Source organism: bacterium (assembly GCA_026416715.1).
Lineage (GTDB): Bacteria > UBP4 > UBA4092 > JAOAEQ01 > JAOAEQ01 > JAOAEQ01.
Window position 1 is genome coordinate 1 of the sequence record JAOAEQ010000021.1, and the last position, 26,534, is coordinate 26,534.

Annotated in this window: 23 protein-coding genes; 6 read left to right on the forward strand and 17 right to left on the reverse strand. The window is 40.3% G+C overall.

Going from position 1 to position 26,534, the window contains the following annotated elements; all coding sequences use genetic code 11:
- Positions 1-169: 169 nt before the first annotated feature.
- From aroA to N3A72_09345, 6 genes are all read left to right on the forward strand, one after another.
- A complete protein-coding gene (aroA, locus tag N3A72_09320) occupies positions 170-1,474 on the forward strand; it encodes a 3-phosphoshikimate 1-carboxyvinyltransferase (GenBank protein MCX7919784.1) in 1,305 nt (434 codons plus the stop codon).
- A 2-nt stretch (positions 1,475-1,476) separates the two neighbouring features.
- A complete protein-coding gene (locus N3A72_09325; protein MCX7919785.1) occupies positions 1,477-2,109 on the forward strand; it encodes a 1-acyl-sn-glycerol-3-phosphate acyltransferase in 633 nt (210 codons plus the stop codon).
- 83 nt (positions 2,110-2,192) lie between these two features.
- Entirely contained in the window at positions 2,193-3,422 is a 1,230-nt protein-coding gene (locus N3A72_09330; protein ID MCX7919786.1) for a LamG domain-containing protein, read from the forward strand.
- 218 nt (positions 3,423-3,640) lie between these two features.
- Positions 3,641-4,921 carry a sugar ABC transporter substrate-binding protein gene (locus N3A72_09335; GenBank protein ID MCX7919787.1) on the forward strand — a complete coding sequence of 427 codons (1,281 nt, stop codon included), beginning with the start codon at positions 3,641-3,643 and terminating at the stop codon, positions 4,919-4,921.
- A gap of 9 nt (positions 4,922-4,930) precedes the next feature.
- Positions 4,931-5,818, forward strand: a complete 888-nt coding sequence (locus N3A72_09340) for a sugar ABC transporter permease (GenBank protein ID MCX7919788.1) — start codon at positions 4,931-4,933, stop codon at positions 5,816-5,818.
- Positions 5,819-5,955: 137 nt separating this feature from the next.
- The gene (locus N3A72_09345) at positions 5,956-6,867 is read left to right on the forward strand and encodes a carbohydrate ABC transporter permease (protein ID MCX7919789.1); all 912 of its coding nucleotides are present in this window, start codon (positions 5,956-5,958) and stop codon (positions 6,865-6,867) included.
- 81 nt (positions 6,868-6,948) lie between these two features.
- On the opposite strand, the gene N3A72_09350 is transcribed toward N3A72_09345, so the two are convergent.
- From N3A72_09350 to coaE, 17 genes are all read right to left on the reverse strand, one after another.
- A complete protein-coding gene (locus tag N3A72_09350) occupies positions 6,949-7,785 on the reverse strand; it encodes a thioredoxin family protein (protein ID MCX7919790.1) in 837 nt (278 codons plus the stop codon).
- A 132-nt stretch (positions 7,786-7,917) separates the two neighbouring features.
- On the reverse strand, positions 7,918-9,042 hold the full coding sequence (locus N3A72_09355) for a peptidoglycan DD-metalloendopeptidase family protein (GenBank protein ID MCX7919791.1): 1,125 nt from the start codon (positions 9,040-9,042) through the stop codon (positions 7,918-7,920).
- A gap of 171 nt (positions 9,043-9,213) precedes the next feature.
- The gene (ftsX, locus tag N3A72_09360) at positions 9,214-10,077 is read right to left on the reverse strand and encodes a permease-like cell division protein FtsX (GenBank protein ID MCX7919792.1); all 864 of its coding nucleotides are present in this window, start codon (positions 10,075-10,077) and stop codon (positions 9,214-9,216) included.
- Positions 10,067-10,216 carry a hypothetical protein gene (locus tag N3A72_09365; protein MCX7919793.1) on the reverse strand — a complete coding sequence of 50 codons (150 nt, stop codon included), beginning with the start codon at positions 10,214-10,216 and terminating at the stop codon, positions 10,067-10,069. The genes ftsX and N3A72_09365 overlap by 11 nt, the downstream gene beginning before the upstream one ends.
- Positions 10,217-10,250: 34 nt before the next feature.
- Positions 10,251-10,970 carry an ATP-binding cassette domain-containing protein gene (locus tag N3A72_09370; GenBank protein MCX7919794.1) on the reverse strand — a complete coding sequence of 240 codons (720 nt, stop codon included), beginning with the start codon at positions 10,968-10,970 and terminating at the stop codon, positions 10,251-10,253.
- A 387-nt stretch (positions 10,971-11,357) separates the two neighbouring features.
- Positions 11,358-13,253: a 1-deoxy-D-xylulose-5-phosphate synthase gene (dxs, locus tag N3A72_09375; protein ID MCX7919795.1), complete on the reverse strand. Its 1,896-nt coding sequence runs from the start codon at positions 13,251-13,253 to the stop codon at positions 11,358-11,360.
- Positions 13,254-13,297: 44 nt separating this feature from the next.
- Positions 13,298-14,188, reverse strand: coding sequence for a polyprenyl synthetase family protein (locus N3A72_09380; protein ID MCX7919796.1), 891 nt, complete (start codon positions 14,186-14,188; stop codon positions 13,298-13,300).
- An 88-nt stretch (positions 14,189-14,276) separates the two neighbouring features.
- A complete protein-coding gene (xseB, locus tag N3A72_09385) occupies positions 14,277-14,576 on the reverse strand; it encodes an exodeoxyribonuclease VII small subunit (GenBank protein ID MCX7919797.1) in 300 nt (99 codons plus the stop codon).
- 12 nt (positions 14,577-14,588) lie between these two features.
- Complete coding sequence (gene xseA / locus N3A72_09390; protein ID MCX7919798.1) at positions 14,589-15,920, reverse strand: exodeoxyribonuclease VII large subunit; 1,332 nt, start codon at positions 15,918-15,920, stop codon at positions 14,589-14,591.
- A 28-nt stretch (positions 15,921-15,948) separates the two neighbouring features.
- Entirely contained in the window at positions 15,949-16,746 is a 798-nt protein-coding gene (locus tag N3A72_09395; protein ID MCX7919799.1) for a TIGR00282 family metallophosphoesterase, read from the reverse strand.
- Between the two features lie 46 nt (positions 16,747-16,792).
- Positions 16,793-18,376 carry a ribonuclease Y gene (gene rny, locus N3A72_09400; protein MCX7919800.1) on the reverse strand — a complete coding sequence of 528 codons (1,584 nt, stop codon included), beginning with the start codon at positions 18,374-18,376 and terminating at the stop codon, positions 16,793-16,795.
- Between the two features lie 548 nt (positions 18,377-18,924).
- Positions 18,925-19,932 (reverse strand): ketol-acid reductoisomerase, encoded by a 1,008-nt coding sequence (ilvC, locus tag N3A72_09405; protein ID MCX7919801.1) that lies wholly within the window; start codon positions 19,930-19,932, stop codon positions 18,925-18,927.
- Positions 19,933-20,031: 99 nt separating this feature from the next.
- Positions 20,032-20,511 (reverse strand): acetolactate synthase small subunit, encoded by a 480-nt coding sequence (gene ilvN / locus N3A72_09410; GenBank protein ID MCX7919802.1) that lies wholly within the window; start codon positions 20,509-20,511, stop codon positions 20,032-20,034.
- A gap of 91 nt (positions 20,512-20,602) precedes the next feature.
- Positions 20,603-22,336 carry a biosynthetic-type acetolactate synthase large subunit gene (gene ilvB, locus N3A72_09415; GenBank protein ID MCX7919803.1) on the reverse strand — a complete coding sequence of 578 codons (1,734 nt, stop codon included), beginning with the start codon at positions 22,334-22,336 and terminating at the stop codon, positions 20,603-20,605.
- 87 nt (positions 22,337-22,423) lie between these two features.
- Positions 22,424-24,109: a dihydroxy-acid dehydratase gene (gene ilvD / locus N3A72_09420; protein ID MCX7919804.1), complete on the reverse strand. Its 1,686-nt coding sequence runs from the start codon at positions 24,107-24,109 to the stop codon at positions 22,424-22,426.
- A 320-nt stretch (positions 24,110-24,429) separates the two neighbouring features.
- Entirely contained in the window at positions 24,430-25,677 is a 1,248-nt protein-coding gene (gene rho / locus N3A72_09425; GenBank protein MCX7919805.1) for a transcription termination factor Rho, read from the reverse strand.
- A gap of 234 nt (positions 25,678-25,911) precedes the next feature.
- Positions 25,912-26,505, reverse strand: a complete 594-nt coding sequence (gene coaE / locus N3A72_09430) for a dephospho-CoA kinase (GenBank protein ID MCX7919806.1) — start codon at positions 26,503-26,505, stop codon at positions 25,912-25,914.
- Between the last annotated feature and the right edge of the window lie 29 nt (positions 26,506-26,534).

Sequence of the window (26,534 nt, forward strand, 5' to 3'; positions counted from 1 at the left end):
TCCTCACTTTTCGCAACTAACCTTAATAATATCTCCTTGACGAAAGCTAGCAAAATCAGGTATCTTTTTTATCTAACATGATTACACAGATTTTAAAAAACAGATTACTCCAATTCGATATACTATCAACGGTTTTTATCGCTGTAATCGTAATCAATGCGTAGTATATATGGAAACGTTGACCATTAACCAGATTACCCATGCAATATCAGGCGAAATTTCTGTGCCAGGAGATAAATCGATTTCTCATCGGGCGATTATGTTTAGCGCTATTTCGGAAGGAACAACGACCATAACCGGCTTCTTAAATAGTGAAGATTGTTTATGCACGGCAACCGCATTTCAGACAATGGGAATAGAAATAGCCGGATTGGGTACCGACCGGGTTATCGTGCAAGGAAAAGGGTTATTCGGGTTAGAAGAACCCATGCAAGTATTAAACGCGGGGAACTCGGGAACAACTATGCGGTTGATTCTCGGTATACTTGCAGGTCAAGATTTTTTTGCTGTACTTACCGGCGACCAATACCTATGCCAGCGGCCAATGAAACGCGTGATTGAACCGTTGACGAAAATGGGCGCTAAAATTTACGGCCGAAATAATAATAACTATCCACCGCTATCTATCCACGGTGGGAATCTGCGAGCGATAGATTATAAACTTCCTATTGCGAGCGCACAGGTTAAGTCTGCGCTTCTACTCGCTGGGCTTTATGCGAACGGAACAACGACGATAACGGAACCAGCGGCTTCGCGCGACCATACGGAACGGATGCTTCGGTACCTAGGAGTAGAAGTCACAATTGCCGGATTAACTTGCATCATTCAAGGTGGCCAAAAATTGGTAGCAAAAGATTTATCGGTTCCAGGCGATATTTCATCTGCAGCGTTTTTTATTGCTGCTGGATTACTTATCCCCGATTCTAAATTAGTGATTAAAAATGTTGGGATAAATCCAACCCGAACTGGATTGCTGCATGTCTTAAAAGAAATGGGCGCATATATCCAATTAGAAAATCAACATGAGGATGGACCTGAACCGGTAGCGGATATTGTCGTTCAATGGAGTCAATTGTATGGAACCGAAATCGGTGGAACAATTATCCCTACGCTTATAGATGAAATTCCGATCCTAGCAGTTCTTGCGACGCAAGCGGAAGGGAGAACAGTTATTCGCGATGCTGCGGAACTCCGAGTTAAAGAAACTGACCGCATCCATGCGGTAGTCTCCGAATTAACTCGATTCGGTGCAAAAATCGAAGAGCAAGACGATGGAATGATAATCTATGGACCGACCGCTTTAACCGGAACCACGTGCCATAGTTTCGGTGACCATCGAATAGCAATGTCACTTGCGATCGCTGGGTTAATCGCAAGAGGTACAACTAGTGTTTCTGATACGGAATGTATCAACACCTCATTTCCAACATTTACACAACTATTATCGCAACTTACGAACCAACCGAAATTATAATTATGGCGGAAAAGAAAACATGGTTTTATCGGATTAATCAATGGATTTCATTCTTGTTCTGTAAATTATATTTTCGTATCTCCGCAGTTGGACTTGAACATATCCCTAAAACGGGACCGGTATTGTTAGTTTCAAATCATGCAAGTTATCTCGACCCGTTTTTAGATGCAGTGTTGCTATCCCGCCCGGTAAAATTTATGGCACGGCATGATTTATGGAATAAAAAACTATTAGCGTGGTGGATACCACGCGTTGGTGGGTTTCCTATCCGACGCGATATATTTGACCGACAAGCAGTAAAAATGACTCTTGATTATTTAGCTCGAGGTGAAATCGTGGTAATATATCCTGAGGGAACAAGAAGTATTGACGGTAAACTTAAACCGGGATTGCCCGGCGTCGGGTTGATTGCCTATAAATCACAAGCGCCGGTTATTCCGGTATATATAGACGGCTCGTTTGCGGCGTATCCACGGTATGCAAAATTCCCGAAACCGAAAAAAATCACGGTATACTATGGACCGCCGATCAACCTGAAAACAGAATATCAATTACCGGATGAAAAGGAAACCTATCGAATTATCGTATCTAAAATCATGGATGCAATTCGTACCCTTTCTCCCCGAGGAGAATAAATCAACTCCGTGTTGACAATATCATCCTTTTAGGTTTATACTAAGGAGTAGAAAATTTTATCTGGAAGGAGGTGAATTAGATAATGAAAAAAATTCTATTGTTTGTTTTTTTAACTACGCTATTAGCTTATGGAGGAAATACAGCGCCGTTATTTAAAATCACGTTTGATAATGCTACGATTGGTCCAGCTCCGAATTATTATATTATTGGTCCTGGGGAAATTATCCCGACTCAATGTACTGCAATTTGGAAAATGGACAACCTCAATATTGATACCACAGAACCGAATACGGAACCAGAAATTGTTGATGCAAATATCATCGGACTTGGCGCACCATTCCAAGGTGGTAAAGCGTTACGGGTACATAGTCCAGGAAGAGATGAAGGATACCATATTTTATTTACTCCGGCATTTCCACCTGGGTCACTAACAGTTGAGTACATTTTCTGCCTGAACACTGCTGATATTGGTACGAAAAATGTTGCAAGTTTACAATATTTAGGTTCAACGGAATGGCCTTTCGGGCAAACATTCCAATGGATGCTGCGAATCCACGGAGCGAGTAGTGGTGGAACAAATAGACTATCGTTTTGGACTGATAAAGGCGATAGTAATGGAATGTATGTCAATTCAATCAATCCGGTTCCAACAAAACAATGGACGCATGTTGCTGCGGTATTAAACTACAATAATAGTAACCCAGCAACAAGTACCATTTTACTCTATTTAAACGGAGTATTACAAGGGTCTACCACATATAACGCTACGGGAAATAGTTTTAGTCTTGGATGTAGCTCTGATATTGGCCATTTCTTCTCAATTGGATTTAATGCAGCAAATCGCGCTAACTTCGCTGACCATCGAGGCATGGATGGATATATTGATGCTGTAGCGATAAGTACGACGGCGCTAGGTCCGGGTACTTTTGTTTTATCAACCGCATCGCTCCAGTTAACGCTATCCGCAGAAACGATTCTGAGACCAATCGGTAGTAGTGCTGGTATTAGTGCAACTGGTGGATTAAAACCATATAGTTGGTCATTTAGCACTACCGCATCAGTTGATAGTGTTGCAATAGGATATATCAATACTACTTCTGGAGATAATGTAACCTTTTATGCTACTGGCGCAGGAGAAGCTCCGCTGTTTTGTATAGATAGCGATACACCGGCAAAAATCAAGAGCGTCTATCTCATTGTCGTGCCAACGAAAGCACCACTATTTCCAGAATCTGAATTAAAATCCACGGTGCGTGAAATACCAACGCGGGTACCGCTGCAAGGGCAACGTGGCTGGGAGTTGTTTGAATAACGAATAACCCATACGAGTTTCCTGAAAAAAAGGGTGGCTCTTTTTATACTTGGTACTTTTGTACTTCGCATAAAAGCCACCCTTTTTTATTCAATGTGAAAATAATGAAACTACTATTACATATACTCATTCCTCTAGTAATTTATAACAGCTTATGTATATACTTATGCGGGTGCGGTTCTTCCAAAACTGACTTGCCATCAAATACAAATTCAAATATGGTTGTTATAACCGTTAATAATGGACCCCGTGAAGGAGATAAGCTGGCAGAGGAAGAAACACGGGTATACTTAGCACTATTTAATAAAAAATATCCTAATATTAAAGTTAAAATGAGTTCGTGGCAGTTCACTCCAGAAACGTTTCTAACCAAAATGGCTGGCGGAACATGTACCGATGTCGTAGGAATGTTTGCTACAGAAGGAATTGGCGTAGCAGAAAAGAATCTCGCTTTAGACCTAACGGATAGAATACGAACTTGGGAGAACTACCCGGATTTAAATCCAGCTATCCTCGCCCCATATACAGTCAATGGGAGATACTATGGTTTACCCGCAGGACCATATAGCGGATATATCATGGGATTATTTTATAATAAAAAACTTTTTAAATCCGCTGGGATTGTTGATAGTACTGGAGAACCAAAACCACCAGAAACCTGGGATGAATTTGTGCAAACTGCGGTTAAATTAACTGACCGAAAAAAGAATATTTCCGGATTCGGAATTTGCGCTGCAACCGGTGCTGCAGGTTGGTATTTTCTAAATTGGGTCTGGCAAGCTGGAGGAGATTTTGAACAAAAACAAGGGAACAAATGGATTGCGGTATTCAATGCACCACCTGCGGTGCATGCATTACAGTTTATAAAAGATTTACGTTGGAAATACGACGTTTTGCAGCCGAATTTTTTGATTGATAGCGAGGAAGCATTCAAACTCTTCGCTTCTGACCAAATAGCTATGGCGATGATGACCCCGGAATGGATTCCAATTCTAGTTGAGAAATATGGTATGGACATTAATAATATCGGAGTTACCATTCTTCCTGCAGGACCTGCAGGACGCGCAAACCAAATGGGGGGTGGGTATGCAATAATCAATCCGACAATTAGCCGAGAAAAACAAGATGCTTGTTGGAAATATATCACCTTCGCCCATGATACAGCAGCATTTGAACAAATCACAAAACTGCGAAAAGAACAAGGACGAATTGTCGGTATCCCGCAATTATGTGCTTATCAAGGAGAACGAAAAGAAATATTCGATCGTATCCTTGATACATATCGTAATATTCCGCTTTATGAACGATTCCGAACTGAGGCGAATAAATATGTTAAAGCTGAACCACCTTTTTTCTGCCAGCAATTGTATAGTGAAGCGTTGAGTCCGGCGGTGCAATCAGTGTTATCGAATAAAAATGCTGACCCGAAAAAACTGTTAGATACCGCTGCGACTCAATTCCAAACCCGGTTTCTCGATACCATTAAGTCTCATGAGTAATATGGCACTATGCAACTCCCTGTAATGTATCTCAGAAAAAAGTGGATTAGTTTTCTTTTTTTACTGCCAGCACTGCTATTTTTTTCATGGTTTAGTTGGTATCCGATTATTCGTGGGTTTATTATTAGTTTTCAGCATTTTGCCGTACGAACGGATATCCCGCCACAGTTCGTCGGCTGGGCGAACTTTCGGCTCGTATTCAATGATCCACTATTCTGGACTGCATGGAAAAACGTTATCTATTTTGTTTTTCTCGGTTTATTACTCGGATATTTTATTCCGGTATTTCTCGCGATAGCGATAAATGAACTCCGTCGATTCCGTGGATATTTCCGAACGGCATTTTATCTACCAGCAATACTTCCAATGGTAGTGGTGGCGATTATGTGGCGTTGGTTTTATGAACCGGAAATTGGGCTAGCGAATTATCTTCTCTCCTATATCCATTTGCCGCCTTGCCAGTGGTTATTAAGTGAAAAAACTGCTATGGTAAGTTTGGTTATCATGGCAACCTGGCAAGGAGCGGGAGCAACCGCGATAATCTATCTTGCTGGTCTGCAAGGCATTCCAGAAGAACTTTATGAATCTGCTGAAATTGACGGCGCTTCAATTCGGCAACGGTTGTTTCATATAACGATACCACAACTTCGACCGGTAATGTTAATGATGTTGTTACTTCAGATTATAGGTACATTTCAGGTTTTTGGTGAACCATTGATTATGACGAAAGGCGGGCCGAATAACGCTACTTTAACCATTATGCTGCTGATATATCGATATGCATTTACATACGTCCAATTCGGTGCAGCAGCAGCAATTAGTTTATGTTTATTTACTGTTTTATTAATTCTAACGATTATTTATTTTCGATTAACAAAACGATTCCAAATTGAATAGAAAATGTTGAATACCGATGATTGCGCGCAGAATTCTCTGATTGAACCATTGAATCGAGGTAAACATATTAAACTTTAATGGGTTATAGACGATACGTTCTAGCCCTATCGAATACAATTCTTGAATGTGGTAAAGCTATGAATCAGATATTACCTGATAAACTGCAAATGGTTAAAGGAAGAACGCTCATTTCTGAAGCGGATTATAAGAAACCAAGTGTTAAACTAGGATATTGGCTACTATTTATTTTCTTGTTTATACTATCGATTACTGCAGTATTTCCTTTACTTTGGGGTTGGTTAAGCGGATTTAAAACTGATGCTGAACTGCTCGCAGTTCCACCGAATTTCTTACCGAAATCATGGCGATTCGATAATTATATCGAAGCATGGAACCAAATAAAATTTATTCATTATTTTCATAATACTTTATTGTTGGCATTAGGGTGCTGGTTAACATCATTGATGATCAGTTCATTAGCGGCATATTCACTTTCAAAACTCGACCCACCTGCTGGAAAATATATACTCCTGCTTTTTCTGAGCACCTTAATGGTTCCTTTCACTTCAATTTTGATTCCTTTGTATATAACAGTAAAAGATATCCCGATTTTCCATATAAACTTATTAGATACCTATTGGTCAATCATCCTTCCTGCAGGAGTAAACGCATTTTTTATTTTTCTGTTAAAAGGGTTTTTTGATAGTCTTCCGAACGATTTAATTGCTGCTGCACGAATTGACGGCGCTTCTGAATTTCGGATATTTGTTCAGCTAGTTTTGCCATTAAGTAAACCGGTGCTCGCAGTATTAACCATTTTTTCGTTTATGGGAACTTGGAATAGTTTTCTCTGGCCTTTAATGGTTCTTTCCACCCCGGAAAAATTCCCGATTATGGTTAAACTCTATGATTTTCAACTCACCAGCTCTGTTCCCTGGCGAGTAATTTTATCGAGTCTCTTTATCGCGTCTACGCCGCCTATACTTCTGTTTATGTTCTTCCAGAAACATATTATGCGCGGGATAACATTGACCGGACTAAAGGGATAATACGGGTAATACTAGTTGGAAGTTATGTGTTCAAAGTTATTAGGAAAAACACTAAACTTATACGAGCTAACCTACCTATTATTACCGTACTGGCGGGACATTTTTTGCTAGCGCTTTATTCATTTCCTGGACTAACTCTGCTGCTGAAATAAACTGTTCTATTCGATGTATTTCTTTACCCGAATAATCTTGAAAAATAATAACTGGTACCCGATATATTCCATATGGTTCCGCTAACTCTGGATTTTTATCTACCTGAATATGGACGGTAATAAATTGCATACCCCACTTTACTACGGTCGGGTCAGTTAAGGTTTCAGCGAGAAGTTTTTGCGCGTCGGTTGCTTTTTCGGTAGAGAAGAAAAGAAGAATCGCCTTCCCGGAAGATTTTGCCATGGCTAGAGCATCCGCTGGCGTTTTGGCAGACCAGCTGAACTCGGTCGTGGAAACTTCAACAAACTTAATCGCATCAGCAACAATAAATTGTTCTGGTCCCTGCCATTCATTAGTTAACACTACTTCGCCAACCGTATCAAAATCATAAACCCCTAAATCAATACTCCATTTCCCTTCCGCCGTAGTTTGGTTACGAATTAAGGTTACCGAATTCTGACCATAATAAATTGTATATTTCGCATCGCTCGCATACGAGGCTGGATTCACCCAAGCGAAAACGCGATATCGGCCAGGATTAAGCTGCGCTCTCCATCGGACCGATTTAACAATATCACTCTTTGTGGTATATAACTTATCCGCACCATATACATCACCCCAAACACTCGTTTGCCAGGAATATGCGGGTGTAACAAAACAGGTAGAGTCACTATTATCAATGATAATTTCTGCAGCAAATAACATTGTTGGTATTAAACTTAAAATAATGCTCGCTATATAGCTACCGGAAAACCATGTTTTCATAATTTTAACCTCGCTAAATCTTCAAATTGAATTTAATTTTTTTATCGTTTGAGTATAAACCTTATAGCGCTATTTTGTCAACTATAAAATTAAAATATTTTTACGTAGTCTAGCTTTTACTAAGGGAATAATTCATCTTCCGACAAGCCACGTTTCCGGGTCGATTGGTTTACCATCTTTTCGAATCTCAAAATATAACTGCGCTCCAATTAACGAACCTGTATCACCAACAGAACCGATTTGTTGTTTTCGAATCACATCTTGTCCTTTACTAACAAAAATATCTTGTAAATGGGCATAAGTTGTCCAATAACCTTTACCGTGGTCAATGATGACCATATTTCCATATCCCGCTAACCAATCAGCGAAAATAACTCGACCGGAATGAACCGCATCTACTGGCGTCCCAATAGGCGCACGAATAGTTATCCCGGTTAACACAATTTCACTCTCTCCACCAGCAACTTTCTGCCGACCAAACCCCGCAATAATTTTCCCTTCGCTCACAGGCCAAATCAACCGACGCTGCATCGCTGAAAATGGTTCGCCACTATAGGTTACTTCTCGAGCAGCTATTTGCCGCGAACGAAGTTCTCGAATCATAGCTTCTAGTTTAACTGCAGCTTCTTTTAACTCTGCTATTGTCCGTTCGTAGGTAGCACGATCGTTTCGTACCTTCGTTAAAAATAGGGTTTTATTCGCTTGCTCAGCTAAATAGATTTTTTTTGCTCTGGTGAGCTCCTGCTGTTGTATTCGTTGACTTCGGTCTAATTCCGCTAAATCAAACTGCTGTTTCTGAATTTTTCTAGAAGCTTGGTTGGTTAATAAAATATATTTCGCATCGGTATATGCTATAATGCGGTTATATCGCGACCGTAATAATATGTCACGATAACTCTGCTGGGTAAATAAAGTCCGCCAAAAACTGAACTTACCAGAAAAATATTGCCGAACCAACCGTTTGGATAAATAATCTTTATATTGCGCTAGACGAGACTGGGCTGATAACAACTCTTGCGTTAGTATCATCGATTTTTTCTTGTTTTCCAATAAGTTGCGCTCGATAACCGATAATTCACGTTCTTTTACTTTCAATCGTAGATTGATACTATCCAGTTCTTGTAATATCTTTTTTTCTGTTTTTTTCGTTTCATTCTTTTTCAATTCTGTATCTCGGATAGTTTTCTCTATTTTTTTCAATTCATTTTCTTTTTCGAGAATTGAACTATCCTGAGCAAATATGTTAGTGCCAACCATCAAAATCCATATACCAAATACCAAGTACGAAGTATAAGGTACCAATGACCGTTTTAAGTATCGAATAACTGAATTCCTATTCATCATCTCAATCCAAAATGTTCCATAAACAATATTCAACGCAAAATGGATACTTGCGCATTGAAAATGAATATTGATAATCGTAATAACTTATACTCGTAAGTATCTTCGCAGGGATATCATTGCACCAAGACACCCTAACATCATTCCACCGAAAACCAGACCGAGTATAAATGGATACGTAATAAATGCTACTCCACCAATTTGCACTAAGGTTAAATTATAGATACCATATAATGCAGTTACTGCAACAATTGCACCGAGTAACCCTTGTACAAACCCTTCCAAAATAAAAGGACCGCGAACCAACCAATCCGTAGCACCGACAAGTTTCATCACTTCAATTTCATCTCGTCGATTGTGAATGGTCAATCGGATAGTATTCGCAATAATCACTAATGTCGCACCAACAATGACTGTTCCAACAATCACCGCAAAAAATCGAATAACTTTTAAAAACTGCGATAAACGTTCAACCCATTCCTGTCCATAATCTACACTATCCACAATTGGCATTTGTAGAATTTGTTCCGCAATATTTTCTAATTTCTCTTTTGAAAATGCAGTTGCTGTTCGGACTTCCAACGTATCAGGCAATGGATTAAATCCGAGTAATTGAATTTCACGTTTAACTTCAGCATCTTTCATAAATTCTGCAAGAGCTTTATCTTTCGGCAAATAGACCACTTCCGATACACCATCGATATTCCGAATTTCTTGAACTAATTGGTCAATCTGTTTATTATCGTAGCCTTCATTTAAAAACACAATAATCGCTACTTCTTTACCAAATGAGGCACGGAGTTCTTCTAAATTCGATATAACCCAGAAAAATATCCCTAACACGCTCAACGCTACCGCAATGGTTAATACGGTGATTATACTCAATGCCGCACTTCGTTCCAAGCTTAACCACGCTTCTTTAAAAAAATATTTAACTAGTCTAATTCGCATATGAAGTTGCGGTTATTGGTAACGTTTGCTGCTGATATCGGGTAACGGTAACGAAATAAGTCTCGATATACATCAACAAACGATTCGTCAAACCGTTGGGGTCTAAAAACCATACGTCAATCGCGAACCCGAACGACATATCCGATACCTTGCCTTCATGCAAATTAATCGCGCTAATTTTGATGAAAATTACGGAGCGGAATTTCTGATTTAATCTCTATTGGTTGTTTTTCAGTATCCAGACCAACCAATTTCCCTTGGTCAAGCTGGAGCAATCGTTTTTTGACTTCCGGAAACGGGTCAGGACCCTGTGTAGCCCAAATTAAAATCGCGCCATTTCGGTTCGCATCGAGTAGTAATTTTGTTATATCTTGAGTTGTCTGCGCATCAAGATGCGCTGTGGGTTCGTCAGCTAAAATGATTGTCGGTTCGTATATCAATGCGCGGGCGATTCGTAACCGTTGTTGTTCTCCGCGTGATAAATTTCTTGGATACACTTCCGCTCGGTTCGATAAACTTACTTTGTCCAACATTTCGAATACACGACGGCGACATTCTTTTTCTCCGATACCGAGAACTTGAAGGACAAACGCTAAGTTTTCATATACGGTTTTGGTTCGCAGTAATTTAAACTCTTGGAAAATAACCCCGATTCGGCGCCGTAGGTATGGGACTTCATACCATTTGATTTCTGATAGATTCCGTCCAAAAACAATGACTTCACCTTTCGTGGGTCGTTCGTATCGATTTATTAAATGTAGTAAGGTGGTTTTTCCAGAACCGTTTGCTCCGCACAATAACACGAGTTCTCCTTTCGTTATCAATAAATTTATCTCAGATAACGCTACAGTGTCTGGTGGATATATTTTACTCACATTATGAAATGCTATCACGATAAATCCTTAGAATACACCAACGGAACTGTTCAAATGCTATTTTTGATTATTCGTGTCCTATAACAATACTTATGCTTACTATATGAGTTTGACTGAGCTATAGATCAGGTCTATGCCATGTAATGGTAGCAATGCGATTACATCACGAACGTTCATTATAATAACATTATTATAATACCGTAATATTGCGATTCCTGTAAATAAAAAATAGGGTTAACCTGCTGCATTGCCTCGCCGCTTTACTATAACGAAATTAAGAATTCTAGTTTAAAATCCAAGTCTGATTGCTTATTAGTAATGTTTCTGATATCTATCGAGTTTAAACGATTGATGAGACTTTGTATGGCGGTTGAATGATTAAAGTATTTTTCCAGAGGTGTATAATTAAGTTTTGATGCAAGTATCAAGAATAATCATTTTAATACCTTCTGGAGTTAATCCATAATTCTGTAAGAGAATTGAACGGGCACCATGTGGTGGAAATTCGTCTGGCAATCCGATTGACCGTACTTTAACCTGATATAACCTATGCTGATTCAAAAATTCAGTTACCGCGGAACCAAATCCCCCTGAAAGAACATTCTCTTCAACGGTAATAAACCATGAAAATGTTTTAGCTAATTCTTTCAGCAACCCTTCATCTAATGGTTTAACAAATCGCATATTAACTACTGCGGGATCCAAACCCAGTTTTTCAAGTTCATATGCAGCTTCTAAACTTGGGGTAACCATCGTTCCGATAGCAAGAAGAGCAATTTCTTTTCCGGAACGCAATATTTCCGCTTTTCCGAATTGTAAGAACCGAGAATTCTGTTTTGAAGACTGGGGAGAAGTTGAAATTTGATTGGTTATCTTATCTCGTGGATATCGAATGGCTATTGGTCCAGCGGTATATTCAATAGCAAGTGCTAACATCTGACGTAGTTCTACTTCATCTTTTGGAACCATTATTGCCATATTCGGTATCATTCTTAAATAGCTTAAATCGAATATCCCTTGATGCGTCATTCCGTCTCCTCCGACTAACCCCCCGCGATCAATGGTAAATACAACCGGTAGATTAGGAATGCCGATATCATGTACCAATTGGTCGAATGCACGCTGGAGAAAAGTTGAATATATAGCTACCACGGGACGTAATCCTTTTGTAGCTAATCCAGCAGCAAACGTTACCGCATGCTGTTCAGCTATGCCTACATCATAGAATCTTTCAGGAAATGTTTGTGCAAATTTTTTTAAGCCTGTACCTGATGCCATAGCCGCAGTTATCGCAACAATATTGCGGTTTTCTTTAGCCAATTCAACTATTGTTTCAGCGAAAATATCAGTATAAGAAACGTATCCATCTTCATCAAATTCGCCTGTATCAATATTAAACGAAGGAGTGCCATGCCAAACGACTGGATTCTTTTCAGCTGGGGCATATCCTTTACCTTTTTTAGTAACAATATGGAGTAGAACCGGTCCTTTAAACTCTTTGATTTTTTTTAAGGTATCAATTAATAACGCTAGATTATTACCATCAACAGGACCAACGTATCGGAAGCCGAGTTCCTCAAAAATCACCCCTTTCGAAACTAATCCTTTAACAAATTCTTCAAGACGTTTTTTCAAAAATACCATCGACTGACCAACATGCGGGATTCTCTTCATAAATTCAGTGACTTTTTTCTGTGCAATATTATAATGGTGGTCAGTAATGATTCGGTTTAAATACGCTGCTAATCCACCAACATTTGGTGATATTGACATTTCATTATCGTTTAAGATAACAAGCATATCTTTTTTGAGATGCCCAGCGTTGTTTAACGCTTCAAATGCCATTCCGCCAGTCATTCCGCCATCGCCAATAACTGCAATTACCGCATATTTTTCTCCTTGCATATCGCGCGCACACGCTATACCCAAAGCAGCAGAAATACTGGTACTGGCATGGCCAGTTGTCATAACATCAAATTCACTTTCCGCATGATGCGTAAAACCACAGAGTCCGCCGTACTGGCGCAACGTGTGGAATTGGTCGTATCGCCCGGTCAACAGTTTATGTGCGTATGCTTGGTGCCCAACATCCCAAATAATCTGGTCTTTGGGGGTATTAAAAACATAATGTAATGCTATCGCTAGTTCAACTGTACCAAGACTCGACGCGAGATGCCCGCCAGTTTTAGCTACGGTACTGATAATTTTATCGCGAATTTCACGCGCTAAATGTTCTAATTCCGGAATAGTAAATGTTTTGAAATCCTGTGGTGATTTTATTTCTGATAGCGATTTAACCATAGTTATATCTATCTTGATAATATTAATCGCATTTAGTTTTCAATCTATTCAATCCGTTTTGCTACTAGTTCAGCTATAGCTACCAGAGCTTCGGCTTTTTTCCCAAACGGATGCATGATGTTCTGGCAATCAGTATATAATTGGGCGACAGTATCTTTTGATTTTTCAATCCCAATAACGCTCGGAAACGTTGCTTTTCCACGAATGCGGTCGCGTTTCCCAATTTTCTGTAATTGGAAACGATTATCCATTTCATCCAGAATATCATCTGTTATTTGAAACATTAGACCTAATGCATTACCAAATCGGGTTAATCTTTGTAATTGCGACTTATTCGCGTTTGATAGTATTGCTCCGATGCGAATTGAACTACAGAGTAATGCGCCGGTTTTATGCGTATGTATATAGTACACTGTATCAAAATCAACCGATTTATTTTCTGATTCGGTATCAACTATTTGTCCGCCAACCATACCTGCAAAGCCGCTAGCAACGGTCAGTTCTTTAAGAATACGAGTTTGAAGCCGGCTATCGAGCTTTGCTTTACTTTGGCTATTGGTAATAAACTGCATCGCTAACATTAACAATGCATTTCCTGCGAGAATAGCAATTGCTTCCCCAAACTGTTTATGACAGGTTAGTTTCCCACGACGATAATCATCATTGTCCATATAGGGTAAATCGTCGTGGATGAGTGAATAGGTATGAATTAATTCGATAGCACAAGCTACCGGTAAAACGCGCTGAATATTTCCGTTGAGTAATTCTGCTGTAGCTAAGGTTAAAATAGGTCGAATCCGTTTCCCACCAGCAAATACACTATATCGCATCGCCCGATATATTTCCGCCGGATATTGGTTATCTAACGGAATATGGTTCTCTAAATAAGCGTTGATAATTTCAATTCTCTTATGTAGATAATTCTGTATATCCATATATTAAATCGATGATATCATTACCAAGCTATTTACCATGGGTCACGAAAAGAATAACTCTCATTTTCCCAACCCTAACGACGTAAGACTATGAAAGTTCTTGATTCGACTCCGTTTCCTCGAAAGGGATTTCTTGGAATTCATCAGAGTCGGTTTTTATCAATTTCGTTATCCGCTGTTCCGCTTCTTCAAGTTTCTGACTACAATATTTGGATAACCGAATCCCTTCTTCAAACAATGTAATTGACTCTTCTAAAGATACTTCGCTACTCTCAAGATGTTTAACGATTTCTTCCAGTCGTTTGAGTGCTTCCTCGAATTTCAAACTGTTTTTTGCGTTGATTTTTTTTATTTCTTCACTTTTATTTTTTTGATTCTTCTCAGACATAAATAACCTCTTTCAGCTACGGTGTAATTGTTCAACCGTAGCAATGAATTCACCTTGCGCAACGCGAACCGAAACTTTCTTCCCGCATTGCAATTGCTCAATAGTTTTAACAATCTTTTTCTCCGGATAGGTATAACTGATACTATAACCGCGTTCGAGAATAGCTAATGGATTTAATATTGCTAATTTTTCGGTTATCGCTGTTACCTTCGCTGCTATAAGTCTATGCCGATATACTATTATATCACGGAGGGTACGCGTCTCTTTTTGTATCATTTCCCTAGCTCGTGCTAATTTCTGCTGCGGGCTATATTGGAGCAGTAGAGCCGAAGCACGATGATACCTATTGTTCATCGACTCGAAAATATAGTCAATCTGTGTTCGGAATTGATTATGTAACGTATCAATGTAGAGGGATAATTGATTGATTTTATCGTAAGGTCGAATAATAACGGGGCGCTGGATGAGCTGTTCAACTTTTGTTTTTAACGTCGATATTTTATATCGAACCGTATTATGGAGATAGCGATGTAATCCGGCGAGTTTTTCGATAACGTCTTGTTTATTTTTCACCACCAATTCCGCTGCTGCTGATGGGGTCGGAGCGCGTAAATCCGCAACAAAATCACTGATCGTATAATCCGTTTCGTGCCCGACTGCAGAAATGATTGGAATATCACAATCAAAAATTGCTCGGGCAACAATTTCCTCATTGAACGGCCATAAATCTTCGAGTGAACCACCACCGCGAGCAAGGATAATAACTTCGCAATTTTTTAATCGATTTAAATCATTGATTGCTGTAGCGATTTGTTCGGCTGCTTCTTTTCCCTGAACCAAAACAGGATAAATTACAACCTGAATATTCGCAAACCGTCGTTTTAATATATTCAGAATATCTCTAATCGCAGCTCCGGTCGGCGAAGTAACAACTGCGATTTTTTGTGGAAATACCGGAATCGGTTTTTTATATTTTTCATCGAATAATCCTTCTTCCTGAAGTTTCTTTTTTAACTCTTCGAAAGCTCTCTGCAACGCACCAACCCCAACGGGTTCCACGGTTTCAATAACAAGTTGATACAGACCTTGCGGTTCAAAAACATCGATATATCCTTTAACAATTAATTGTTGACCATCTTCAATATTAAACTTTATCTTCTGTAAATTACTCCGCCAAATCACACTATTGATCAGACTTCGTTCATCTTTCAATTTGAAAAATGCATGTCCGTTCGTTGAAACTTTATAATTACTTACTTCACCTTCAACCCAGACTTCAGGAAAATTCGATTCGAGAATTTCTTTAATTCTTAAGGTTAGTTCTGTTACAGTATACGGTTTCATAATATACGAACCTAAACCATCATTAGCTTTACTGGTTTTGCAAATCTTCATTCACTATGGACAACCGAGATATAGCGGTAGCTTTTCCCGTTAATTCATCTATGGTCAATAACACTGCTTGCAGTTTTACATCGTCAGACGCAACTTCATGGGTTACTGGTAACTGGGTTAGAAACATTTTCAAGATAATCTCTTTTTTCACGCCGATAACCGAATCATGGGGACCGGTCATACCGACATCAGTTATATATGCGGTCCCTTTAGGCAAAATTTTTTCGTCGGCAGTTTGTATATGGGTATGGGTTCCTACCACAGCACTCACTTCACCATCGAGATACCAACCCATGGCGACTTTTTCTGAAGTAGCTTCCGCATGCATATCGACAATAATCATATTCGTTTGCGATTTCAATTGATTCAACTCTCGGCGAATAACCTGAAACGGACAATCTACACAAGCGAGATATATTCGCCCAATTAACTGGACGACAGCAATATTATATTTATCAGCTATCGTAAATATCCCAGCACCACGGCCGGGAGTTCCTTCAGGCAAATTTGCAGGGCGAATCAACCGCGGTTCTTTTTCCATTACCGGAATAATTTCTTTTTTATGCCAAATATGGTTTCCGCCGGTTACTACATCTATACCGCACGATAATAATTGCGTTAGAATAACTTCCGTTAACCCCTTACCGGCAGCAGCATTTTCCGCATTCGCAATACAAAAATCAACCCGATATCTCTGCCGTAACTGCGGAACTAATGATACTGCAATTTCTCTTCCGGGACGGCCAAAAATATCACCAATAAATAAAATATTCATAGCACCTCGTCCAGCATTCTGAATAATGATTTAATTCTTAGAGCCATTATTTTGCGTATTCAACCGCACGAACTTCTCGAACGACAGTAACTTTAATTTGACCGGGATATTGTAATTCTTTTTCAATCTGTTTGCTAATATCGCGCGCTAATTTCGCTGCATGGACATCGTTAACTTGCTCCGGCTCAACAATAACCCGAATCTCTCTGCCGGCTTGTAATGCATACGCTTTTGCAACACCAGAAAATGAATCAGCAATCTCTTCGAGTTTTTCTAATCGTTTGATATATCCTTCTAGGGTTTCTCGACGTGCCCCAGGTCGAGCGCTGGATATAGCATCCGCAGCTTGAACGATGATTGATTCCATAGTTTGTTGTTCAACTTCACCATGATGCCCCAAAATAGCCGAGATAACCTCGGGTTTTTCGTTATATTTTTTTGCTAACTCAGCGCCTATAATTGCGTGCGGTCCTTCAACTTCATGGTCAACCGCTTTACCGATATCGTGCAATAATCCTGCCCGCTTACAGATACCCGATTCTACACCTAATTCTGAACACATTACCCCAGCTAACCATGCCACTTCTTTGCTATGTTGTAACACATTCTGACCATAACTGCTCCGATATTTCAGTCGACCGAGTAGATTTATTAATTCTATATGTAAATCGTGTATGCCGACCTCGAATGCTGCTTGTTTACCAGCCTCGTGAATAGTATTTTTAATTTCTTGTTTGACTTTTTCGACTACTTCTTCTATCCGGGCAGGATGAATTCTTCCGTCGTTAATTAACCGTTCTAACGCGACTTTTGCTATTTCCCGACGAATCGGGTCAAAACTGGATAACACAACTGCTTCCGGTGTATCATCAACGATTAAAGTTACGCCGGTAGCTGACTCTAACGCGCGAATATTTCTCCCTTCACGACCGATAATACGGCCTTTCGTTTCTTCATTTGGTAACTCAACTACGGAAACCGTAGTTTCTGCGGTATGATCTGAAGCGGTTTTTTGAATCGCGAGCGTAATAATTTCGCGCGCTTTTTTTTCTGCGGTTTCTCTTGCTTCATTTTCTATACTGCGAATAAGCATTGCTGCATCCGCGCGTACTTCTGATTCCAATGTCGATAAAAGTAATTTTTTTGCTTGGTCAACGGTTAAACCGGAAACCTGTTCCAGCTTGCGTTTCTGTTCTTCAATTAACGTAGCTAATTGTCGTTCTTTTTCCGTTATTTTTCGTTCGCGATTGGTAATATCTTTTTCTTTCTCTAATACTTCCCGTTCTCTTTTTTCAAAACTTTCTATCCGCCGATTTAAACTTAATTCCCGCTCCGTCAACCGTCGTTCAAGAGAATCAAGTTTGCCCTTTCGTTCGTTTGCTTCACGTTCGAATTTCGTTCGGGCTTCCAACATTTTCTCTTTCGCTTCGAGTAACGCGGATTCGCGTTTAACCGTTGCTTCTTTTTCTGCTTCTTTAATGATTTCCTCCGCTAATTTTTTCGCGGAAGCAATGCGACTTTCAGACGTTATTTTTCGAAAAAAGTAACCGATACAGAAGCACACGACGCCTATGGCGATTCCGCTACCAATGAGAACCAAAGGCATCGAGGTTCCTAACGATTGCAACATAGGTATATCACTCCTTTCAGGAATAAACCACGTGATAAACTACAATTATTTGGTACAATATATGATGAAACAAAGTATTGCGTAAACTTCAATACAATTTAAAATTATAGTGTAGCGTAAGGGAAAGGATTATGAATAGAAATTTTTATTTGCAAGAAATCCCTATCTGGAGTATACTGTTAAGCAAATATATTTTGTCCTGGAGGTGAGGTAGAGTGATTAAAGTCCACTTTTTCGCCACCCAAGCCGTGGGTGAAAAAACCCAAATTTGGAACCTGCTTGAGTTGATCAATACGTGGCTTGAAAAACATCCGAATATTAAAATTAATAGTATCCACCAATCCATGACCAGTTATACGGATTCCGTATACATCTTTATATCGTTATGGTATGAGGAATCCTGAACTCTTATTATTGATAGGTTTTTCTTATTCAGTTCGGTTATACCGGAAGTTGCACGGTTTAATTCCGTCACTTCCTGTATAACTGTATATGGATATTTCCCTTACACTAGAATATCATTTAATTAATATGCAATAGTAGTAAATTTATTTTTTGTCTTTCTTATCAATCCAGCTCATTAATGAACGAAGTCGCGCCCCAACTTCTTCGATTGGATGCTGTGCTTGTTCTCGACCTAACGCATTATACACTGGTTTTCCGGCGCGATTCTCTAGAATCCATTCTCGCGCAAATTCGCCACTCTGGATTTCAGCAAGAATCTTTTTCATTTCTTTTTTCGTTTCTTCAGTAATAATACGTTTTCCGCGAGTTAAATCGCCATATTCCGCCGTATTACTGATCGAATACCGCATATAACTAATACCATAATTATAAATCAAATCAACGATCAACTTCAATTCGTGACAGCATTCAAAATATGCGATTTCCGGCTGATATCCTGCTTCAACGAGCGTTTCGAATCCTGCTTTAATCAATGCGGTTACCCCACCGCACAGCACGGTTTGTTCGCCAAACAAATCGGTTTCCGTTTCTTCTTTAAAAGTGGTTTCTAAAACGCCAGCTCGCGTTGCACCGATCCCTTTCGCATATGCTAACGCCAGTTTTTTTGCTTTTTTAGTTGCATCTTGAAATACAGCAATCAATGCGGGAACTCCCTGACCAGCGACATACACGCTCCGAACTAAATGCCCAGGTCCTTTCGGTGCAACCATAATAACATCAATATCTTTCGGTGGAATAATCTGACCGAAATGGATATTAAACCCATGCGAGAACATAATTGCTTTTCCTGGTTTCAGGTTCGGTTTGATTTCGTTGTGATACACCATCGGCTGATATTCATCCGGAACTAAGATTTGAATGATATCCGCTTGTTTTGTTGCATCCGCTGCGGATACTGGCTTAAATCCATGCGATACTGCTAACTGATAATTATCAGTTCCGGGCAATTCCGCTACCACAACGGTTATTCCACTGTCACGAAGGTTCTGCGCTTGTGCATGACCCTGACTTCCATAACCAACAATTGCGATTTTTTTCTTTTTTAATATTCCTAAATCTGCATCTTTATCATAATAAACTTTTGCTGCCATAGCTTGAACTCCTTCCAAATATTTAAAAAATTCAAATGGGCGAATCAGGATCTGTTTTCCGGTTTTCGGCTACCCGATTTTCCCATTCGTTTTTATTTTTTATCCACGAGACATTGCAATGCGACCAGTTCGTGCGATTTCTTTTAGTCCGAACGGTTTCAATAAATCGATCATCGCTTTAATTTTCCCTTGGTCGCCAGTTAATTCCAACGTTAATGTCTTCTGGCTAACGTCAACGATTCGCGCGCGGAATATATCCGCGATTTGCATAATTTCAGACCGCGATTTCGAATCTGCATTAACTTTAATGAGAATCAATTCGCGTTGCACGAATTCTTCCGAGGAATAATCTTGAACTTTAATCACATCGATCAATTTATTCAGTTGTTTCGTCACCTGTTCGAGAATCCGGTCATCGCCGCGAACGACTATCGTCATTCGGGATACTGTTGGGTCTTCCGTTTCACCAACTGCCAGACTATCAATATTAAATCCGCGCGCTGAAAATAAACCTGAAATTCGTGCTAATACCCCAGGGCGATTCTCAACTAATGTGGTTAAAACATGTTCGTGTTCCATAGTTAAAACGAAACAAACGGAGATAAACGGATTCATACGGATAATAAATTTTATCCGTTTGTATCAGAGTTTCTATCCGTTTGCATCCACCTTATGCTAATTCAGCAATCATTTTATGGAGTGGCGCTCCAGCCGGAACCATTGGATATACGTTTTCTTCTTTACTAACAATAAACTCCATTAAAACTGGTTTATCGTGAATCGTCAATGATTTTTTCAGTGCCGGCTTAACCTCTTCAGGTTTAAATATCCGCATACCAATGGCACCATACGCTTCCGCAAGTTTCACCAGATCCGGAGTGAACGGTGGACATTTTTCGTTCGGTCGACATTCTTTCGGACACTCGACATTTCGGGATAAACAGGTATACGCGTATTTCCCTTTATAGAACAATTGTTGCCACTGGCGAACCATACCGAGATATTGATTATTAAACACGGCGATTTTTATCGGGAGCTTATTGAGTACAGCGGTGGCCATTTCCTGGATATTCATCTGAATGCTACCGTCACCGGAAACCAAAAACACCGTTTTTTCCGGGCAACCGAGTTGTGCCCCAATCGCTGCTGGAAAACCATATCCCATTGTGCCTAATCCGCCGGATGATAGTAACGTTCGTGGTTTAGTGAATGTATAATACTGTGCAACCCACATCTGATGCTGACCGACATCGGTTACCATAATGGTGTCTTTGTCTTTCGTGCAAGCATAAATCTCTTCAACGACAAATTGCGGTTTTAGATGGTTATTTTTTTCATAAGTTAATGGAAACTCTTTTTTCCATTTCTGGATTTGCTCATTCCATTCACGATAATCTCCCGCAGATTTAATTTGTTTTAACAACGCTTGCAGAATTGATTTACAATCTCCAACGACAGGAATATCCACAGCTACGCTTTTCGAAATCGCTGACGGATCGATATCAATATGAACGATTTTTGCATGCGGGGCGAACTCAGATATTTTCCCGGTGACCCGGTCATCGAATCGCGCACCGATTGCGAGAATTAAATCACTTTCCATAACCGCATAATTCGCATACTGGGTTCCGTGCATACCGAGCATTTTCAACGATAATGGATGGGTTTCCGGGAAACTCCCTAATCCGAGCAAAGTCGTCGTTACCGGAATGTTATATCGCGTAGCTAATTCAGTGAGTTCTTTGGAAGCACCGGAAATAATCACTCCACCACCAGCATAGATTATCGGTCGTTTAGCTTGCGCAATCGCTTCTGCAACTTTCAGAATTTGTTTCGGATGCCCTTCATACGTCGGATTATAACTTCTGATTTTTAATTCTTTCGGATACTGATAATTATCTAATTCCGCTTTCTGCACATCTTTTGGAATATCAATCAGCACCGGTCCAGGACGACCGGTTCGCGCTATATAAAACGCTTCTTTAAACACGGTCGGCAATTCCTGGACATTTTTAACCAGATAGTTATGTTTCGTTATCGGTCGGGTTATCCCGGTTATATCCGCTTCCTGAAACGCATCGTTGCCAATCAATAACGTTGGCACCTGACCGGTTAATGCAACTAGTGGAACGGAATCCATATATGCAGTTGCAATTCCGGTAACCAGATTCGTTGCCCCGGGACCTGACGTCGCTATGCATACACCTACTTTCCCGGTTGCGCGAGCGTATCCGTCAGCAGCATGCACCGCACCTTGCTCGTGTCTTGTTAAACAAAATCGGATATTTGACTTCGCAAGTTCGTCAAAAATATCCAGCACTGACCCGCCTGGATAGCCAAACATCAGTTCAACATTTTCTTGTTGTAATGCATCAATAACAATTTGTGCACCAGTTTTTTTCATAGTTTAAGATAGAATATATCAATTGCTTACCATTATACGGATTTTAATAAATTCTATACACAGTAATCTTATTTTAAATCTGAATAATCATACTTTCTTAAATACCGCACCGGTATGTGCCGATGTAACTAATTCCGCATACCGAGCGAGATACCCATAATTAATTTTCGGTTCCGGTTTTTTCCAAGATTTAAGTCGGCGATTGATCTCAGAATCGCTGAGTTCACACTCGAGTTTTCGTTCCGGAATATCGATATGAATAATATCGCCATTTTTTATAATCGCAATCGGCCCACCTTCCATAGCTTCGGGTGAAATATGACCTATACACGCACCGCGCGTTCCGCCGGAAAACCGACCGTCAGTTATTAACGCAACTTCTCTACCCAACCCCATACCAACCACCGCAGATGTCGGGGTTAACATTTCCTGCATTCCGGGTCCGCCTTTCGGTCCTTCATACCGAATAACTACGACTGACCCTTTTTTGATTTTTTTACCGAGAATCGCTTTGACCGCATCCTGTTCTGATTCGAATACTACTGCAGGTCCGGAAAATCGCAACATTTCAGCGTCAACTGCCGATTGTTTCACCACTGCACCGTTTGGCGCGAGATTCCCGAATAGAATCGCCAACCCCCCTTCTTGCCGATACGGATTTTCTACTGACCGAATCACTTCACGATTGGTTACTTCCGCACGGGCAATGTTCTGCCCGACCGTTTTTCCGGTCACGGTCAGACAATCCAGATTTAGAATATCTAATCTCGATAACTCTTTCATTAATGCTTGCACACCGCCCGCTTCATATAAATCGAGCAGGAAATGTTCACCGCCCGGACTAATTGCCGCTAGTTGCGGCGTTTTCTTGCTCCATTTATTAAACCAAGTTAATTCTAATTTTATCCCTGCTTCATGAGCAATCGCCGGGAGATGGAGAACGGTATTCGTTGACCCACCGAACGCTAAATCTACAATAATCGCATTTTCAAACGCTTTTTTCGTGAGAATCTGACGCGGAAGAATCTGTTTTTTAATCAACTCGAGAATTTGTTCTCCAGCTTTTTTCGCTAGTCGAATTCGTTCCGCATATACTGCAGGAATAGTTCCATTTCCAGGAAGCCCTAACCCTAGCACTTCGGTTAAACAATTCATCGTGTTAGCGGTAAACATTCCGGCGCAGGACCCACAACCGGGACACGCAGAATTTTCACATACCGCGAGCTCTGATTCCGACATCAATCCCGCTTGCACTTTCCCAACCGCTTCGAAAACATCTTTCACCAAATCCAGCCGTTTACCATAGAGCGGTCCAGGTTGGATATATTTCCCAGGAAGCATCGGTCCGCCGGAAATAACGATACTCGGAATATTTATCCGCGCTGCTGCCATCAGCATTCCCGGAATTATCTTATCGCAATTCGGAACGAGAACTAATCCATCGAACGGTTGCGCATACGCCATGCATTCGATACTATCGGCGATAAGTTCTCGGCTGGCAAGCGAATATTTCATTCCCTGATGATTCATTGCAATCCCGTCACAGATACCGATAACCCCGAATTCAATCGGTGTTCCGCCAGCAAGTCGAACTCCAGATTTCACCGCTGCTACAATCTGGTCAAGATGAATGTGTCCAGGAATAATTTCATTTGCGGAATTAACTATCCCAATTAACGGACGCGATAACTCTTCATCCGTATATCCCATTGCCTTAAACAGAGAACGATGCGGCGCTTTTTCTAATCCGGATTTCATGATATCACTTCGCATAAACTTTGATTCCTTTTCAATTTGGCATATCGAATGTATATCGATTTAACTATATAGTGTAGTTTATTTTGCTAAAAAAAGCAAGATTGACAATGCAAAACCGATTTTTTATCCTAATTTAGTTGAGTTCTTTCAAGGTGGTCTGCTGGATAAGAGTGGGTATTGCTCCGAGCAATACCCACTCTTATCCAATGATACCAATTAGCAGAATTAAAGCTACCTGATGATTTATAGAGCGATTTTGCTAGTAATACAGAAGATAACTTAGGTAAGTATTTATTTACATACACTAGGCTAGAGATAGACTAATTCTGGTTACGCTACTGATTCATACTATCAAGGAATTCATCATTGTTTTTGGTCTTCTTGAGTTTTTCAATCAGCATATCCATCAATTCAACCAGATTTGATTCGGAAAGAGCTTTTCGCATCAGCCAGATTCGACCAAGTTCTTTCGGGGAGAGGAGCAATTCTTCTTTTCTTGTTCCGGAAGAGAAAATATCGATTGCTGGGAAAATCCGCCGATCAACCAACCGTCGGTCTAAATGAATTTCCATATTTCCGGTCGCTTTAAATTCTTCAAAAATAACCTCATCCATCCGGCTTCCAGTATCAATTAAACAGGTGGCAACGATGGTTAAACTACCGCCCTGCTCGATATTCCGTGCCGCAGCAAAAAATCGTTTCGGTCGCGATAACGCCGTTGCATCTATTCCACCGGACATCATCTTCCCGCTATGCGGAACTACTGCATTATTCGCGCGCGCTAATCGGGTTAAACTATCCAGCAAGATAACCACATCTTTCCCATATTCAACCAGCCGTTTCGCTTTCTCCATAACCATATCTGTTACCTGCAGATGTCGTTCCGGCGGTTCATCAAACGTTGAACTCACCACTTCCCCTTTAACCGAACGTTCCATATCGGTCACTTCTTCCGGTCGTTCATCAATTAAGAGCACAATCAGATATATCTCCGGATGATTCCGACTTATACTATTGGCAATACTCTGCAATAGCATAGTTTTTCCGGTTCTCGGCGCCGCAACAATTAGTCCCCGCTGTCCTTTACCCAAGGGGGTAAATAAGTCCATTAACCTTCCGGAAATATTATCGCTAGTAGTTTCGAGTATAATCCGCTTATTCGGATAGATAGGGGTCAAGTTATCGAACAGGATTTTTTCCCGCGCTAGTTCCGGGTCGCAGAAATTTATCGCTTCAACTTTGAGCAGTGCAAAATACCGCTCATTCTCTTTCGGCGGGCGAATTTGTCCGGAAACGGTATCACCAGTGCGTAAATCAAACCGACGGATCTGTGATGGTGAAACATAGATATCGTCCGGTCCGGGTAGATAATTATATTCTACCGAACGTAAAAATCCAAATCCATCCGGAAGAATCTCTAACACCCCTTCGCCAAACATAACCCCTTCTTTTTCCGCCTGTTTCTCGAGAATAGCAAAAATCAACTCTTGTTTCCGCATACCGCTATGTCCTTCGATATTCAGTTCCGCAGCGAGTCGGTTTAATTCAGCAATTGTTTTCTTCTGTAATGAACCAATATCCATCGAAATGATTTTATCCGGTGTTTTTTCTGGTCGTCCGTTCCGTTCTGAACGTTCAGCCCGGTCACTCCGCTCGCTACGTTCGACGCGGTCATTCCGGTCGGATTTATCGTTAGTAACCTTTGTTGTATTTCGCTCAGGCATAATCTTTTCCTCTCAATAAATAAGGTTAAGGGTGAAGAAGTTTGAATAGAATGGTATCAATAAATCTGCCTTTCTACTCATCCTCTTCACTATTTACTGGTTACAAGTTAATTCTCGCCAAAGAGAATACACTTGTTTTTTCGTCTCTTGCAGACTTTTAGAATTATCAATAATAAAATCCGCTAATTTCATTTTTTCGCGCAATGGCATCTGTGATTTGAACCGCAATTCAATTTCGCGTCGAGTTAGGTTATCCCGTTGTTTAATCCGTTTCAATCGTTCCGTTCTCGGCGCATACACCACAACGATATAATCTACCAGCGAGTCCATTTTCGCTTCAAATAATATCGCGGCTTCGAGCCCAATAAAATTGTTTGTTTTTTTAAGCTTCTCAATTTCTTGTTTAATTCGTTCGATCAATATTGGATGAACTGTTCGATTCAGCAATTGCAACTTTCGTTTATTCCCGAAGACTAACGCTCCAAGCTTTTTGCGATCAATTCGATTATCCGATGTTAAATATTCTTTACCAAAAACTTTCACTACCGCTTGATATCCTACCCGACCCGGTTCCATTATTTCACGCGCCAATTTATCTGCGCTGACTATTGCTACTCCAAGTTGCTGAAATATCTGGGCAACCGTAGATTGTCCTGAACCAATACCCCCTGTTATTCCGATAACCATGTATCGTTGTCAGTTTTCAGTTGTCATTT

What these genes read in the sequence shown, in the direction of transcription:
- aroA (MCX7919784.1), top strand. Translation starts at nt 170, where the DNA reads ATGGAAACGTTGACCATTAACCAGATTACCCATGCAATATCAGGCGAA.
- N3A72_09325 (MCX7919785.1), top strand. Translation starts at nt 1,477, where the DNA reads ATGGCGGAAAAGAAAACATGGTTTTATCGGATTAATCAATGGATTTCA.
- N3A72_09330 (MCX7919786.1), top strand. Translation starts at nt 2,193, where the DNA reads ATGAAAAAAATTCTATTGTTTGTTTTTTTAACTACGCTATTAGCTTAT.
- N3A72_09335 (MCX7919787.1), top strand. Translation starts at nt 3,641, where the DNA reads ATGGTTGTTATAACCGTTAATAATGGACCCCGTGAAGGAGATAAGCTG.
- N3A72_09340 (MCX7919788.1), top strand. Translation starts at nt 4,931, where the DNA reads ATGCAACTCCCTGTAATGTATCTCAGAAAAAAGTGGATTAGTTTTCTT.
- N3A72_09345 (MCX7919789.1), top strand. Translation starts at nt 5,956, where the DNA reads ATGAATCAGATATTACCTGATAAACTGCAAATGGTTAAAGGAAGAACG.
- N3A72_09350 (MCX7919790.1), bottom strand. Translation starts at nt 7,785, where the DNA reads ATGAAAACATGGTTTTCCGGTAGCTATATAGCGAGCATTATTTTAAGT.
- N3A72_09355 (MCX7919791.1), bottom strand. Translation starts at nt 9,042, where the DNA reads ATGGTTGGCACTAACATATTTGCTCAGGATAGTTCAATTCTCGAAAAA.
- ftsX (MCX7919792.1), bottom strand. Translation starts at nt 10,077, where the DNA reads ATGCGAATTAGACTAGTTAAATATTTTTTTAAAGAAGCGTGGTTAAGC.
- N3A72_09365 (MCX7919793.1), bottom strand. Translation starts at nt 10,216, where the DNA reads ATGTCGTTCGGGTTCGCGATTGACGTATGGTTTTTAGACCCCAACGGT.
- dxs (MCX7919795.1), bottom strand. Translation starts at nt 13,253, where the DNA reads ATGGTTAAATCGCTATCAGAAATAAAATCACCACAGGATTTCAAAACA.
- N3A72_09380 (MCX7919796.1), bottom strand. Translation starts at nt 14,188, where the DNA reads ATGGATATACAGAATTATCTACATAAGAGAATTGAAATTATCAACGCT.
- xseB (MCX7919797.1), bottom strand. Translation starts at nt 14,576, where the DNA reads ATGTCTGAGAAGAATCAAAAAAATAAAAGTGAAGAAATAAAAAAAATC.
- xseA (MCX7919798.1), bottom strand. Translation starts at nt 15,920, where the DNA reads ATGAAACCGTATACTGTAACAGAACTAACCTTAAGAATTAAAGAAATT.
- N3A72_09395 (MCX7919799.1), bottom strand. Translation starts at nt 16,746, where the DNA reads ATGAATATTTTATTTATTGGTGATATTTTTGGCCGTCCCGGAAGAGAA.
- rny (MCX7919800.1), bottom strand. Translation starts at nt 18,376, where the DNA reads ATGTTGCAATCGTTAGGAACCTCGATGCCTTTGGTTCTCATTGGTAGC.
- ilvC (MCX7919801.1), bottom strand. Translation starts at nt 19,932, where the DNA reads ATGGCAGCAAAAGTTTATTATGATAAAGATGCAGATTTAGGAATATTA.
- ilvN (MCX7919802.1), bottom strand. Translation starts at nt 20,511, where the DNA reads ATGGAACACGAACATGTTTTAACCACATTAGTTGAGAATCGCCCTGGG.
- ilvB (MCX7919803.1), bottom strand. Translation starts at nt 22,336, where the DNA reads ATGAAAAAAACTGGTGCACAAATTGTTATTGATGCATTACAACAAGAA.
- ilvD (MCX7919804.1), bottom strand. Translation starts at nt 24,109, where the DNA reads ATGCGAAGTGATATCATGAAATCCGGATTAGAAAAAGCGCCGCATCGT.
- rho (MCX7919805.1), bottom strand. Translation starts at nt 25,677, where the DNA reads ATGGATATTGGTTCATTACAGAAGAAAACAATTGCTGAATTAAACCGA.
- coaE (MCX7919806.1), bottom strand. Translation starts at nt 26,505, where the DNA reads ATGGTTATCGGAATAACAGGGGGTATTGGTTCAGGACAATCTACGGTT.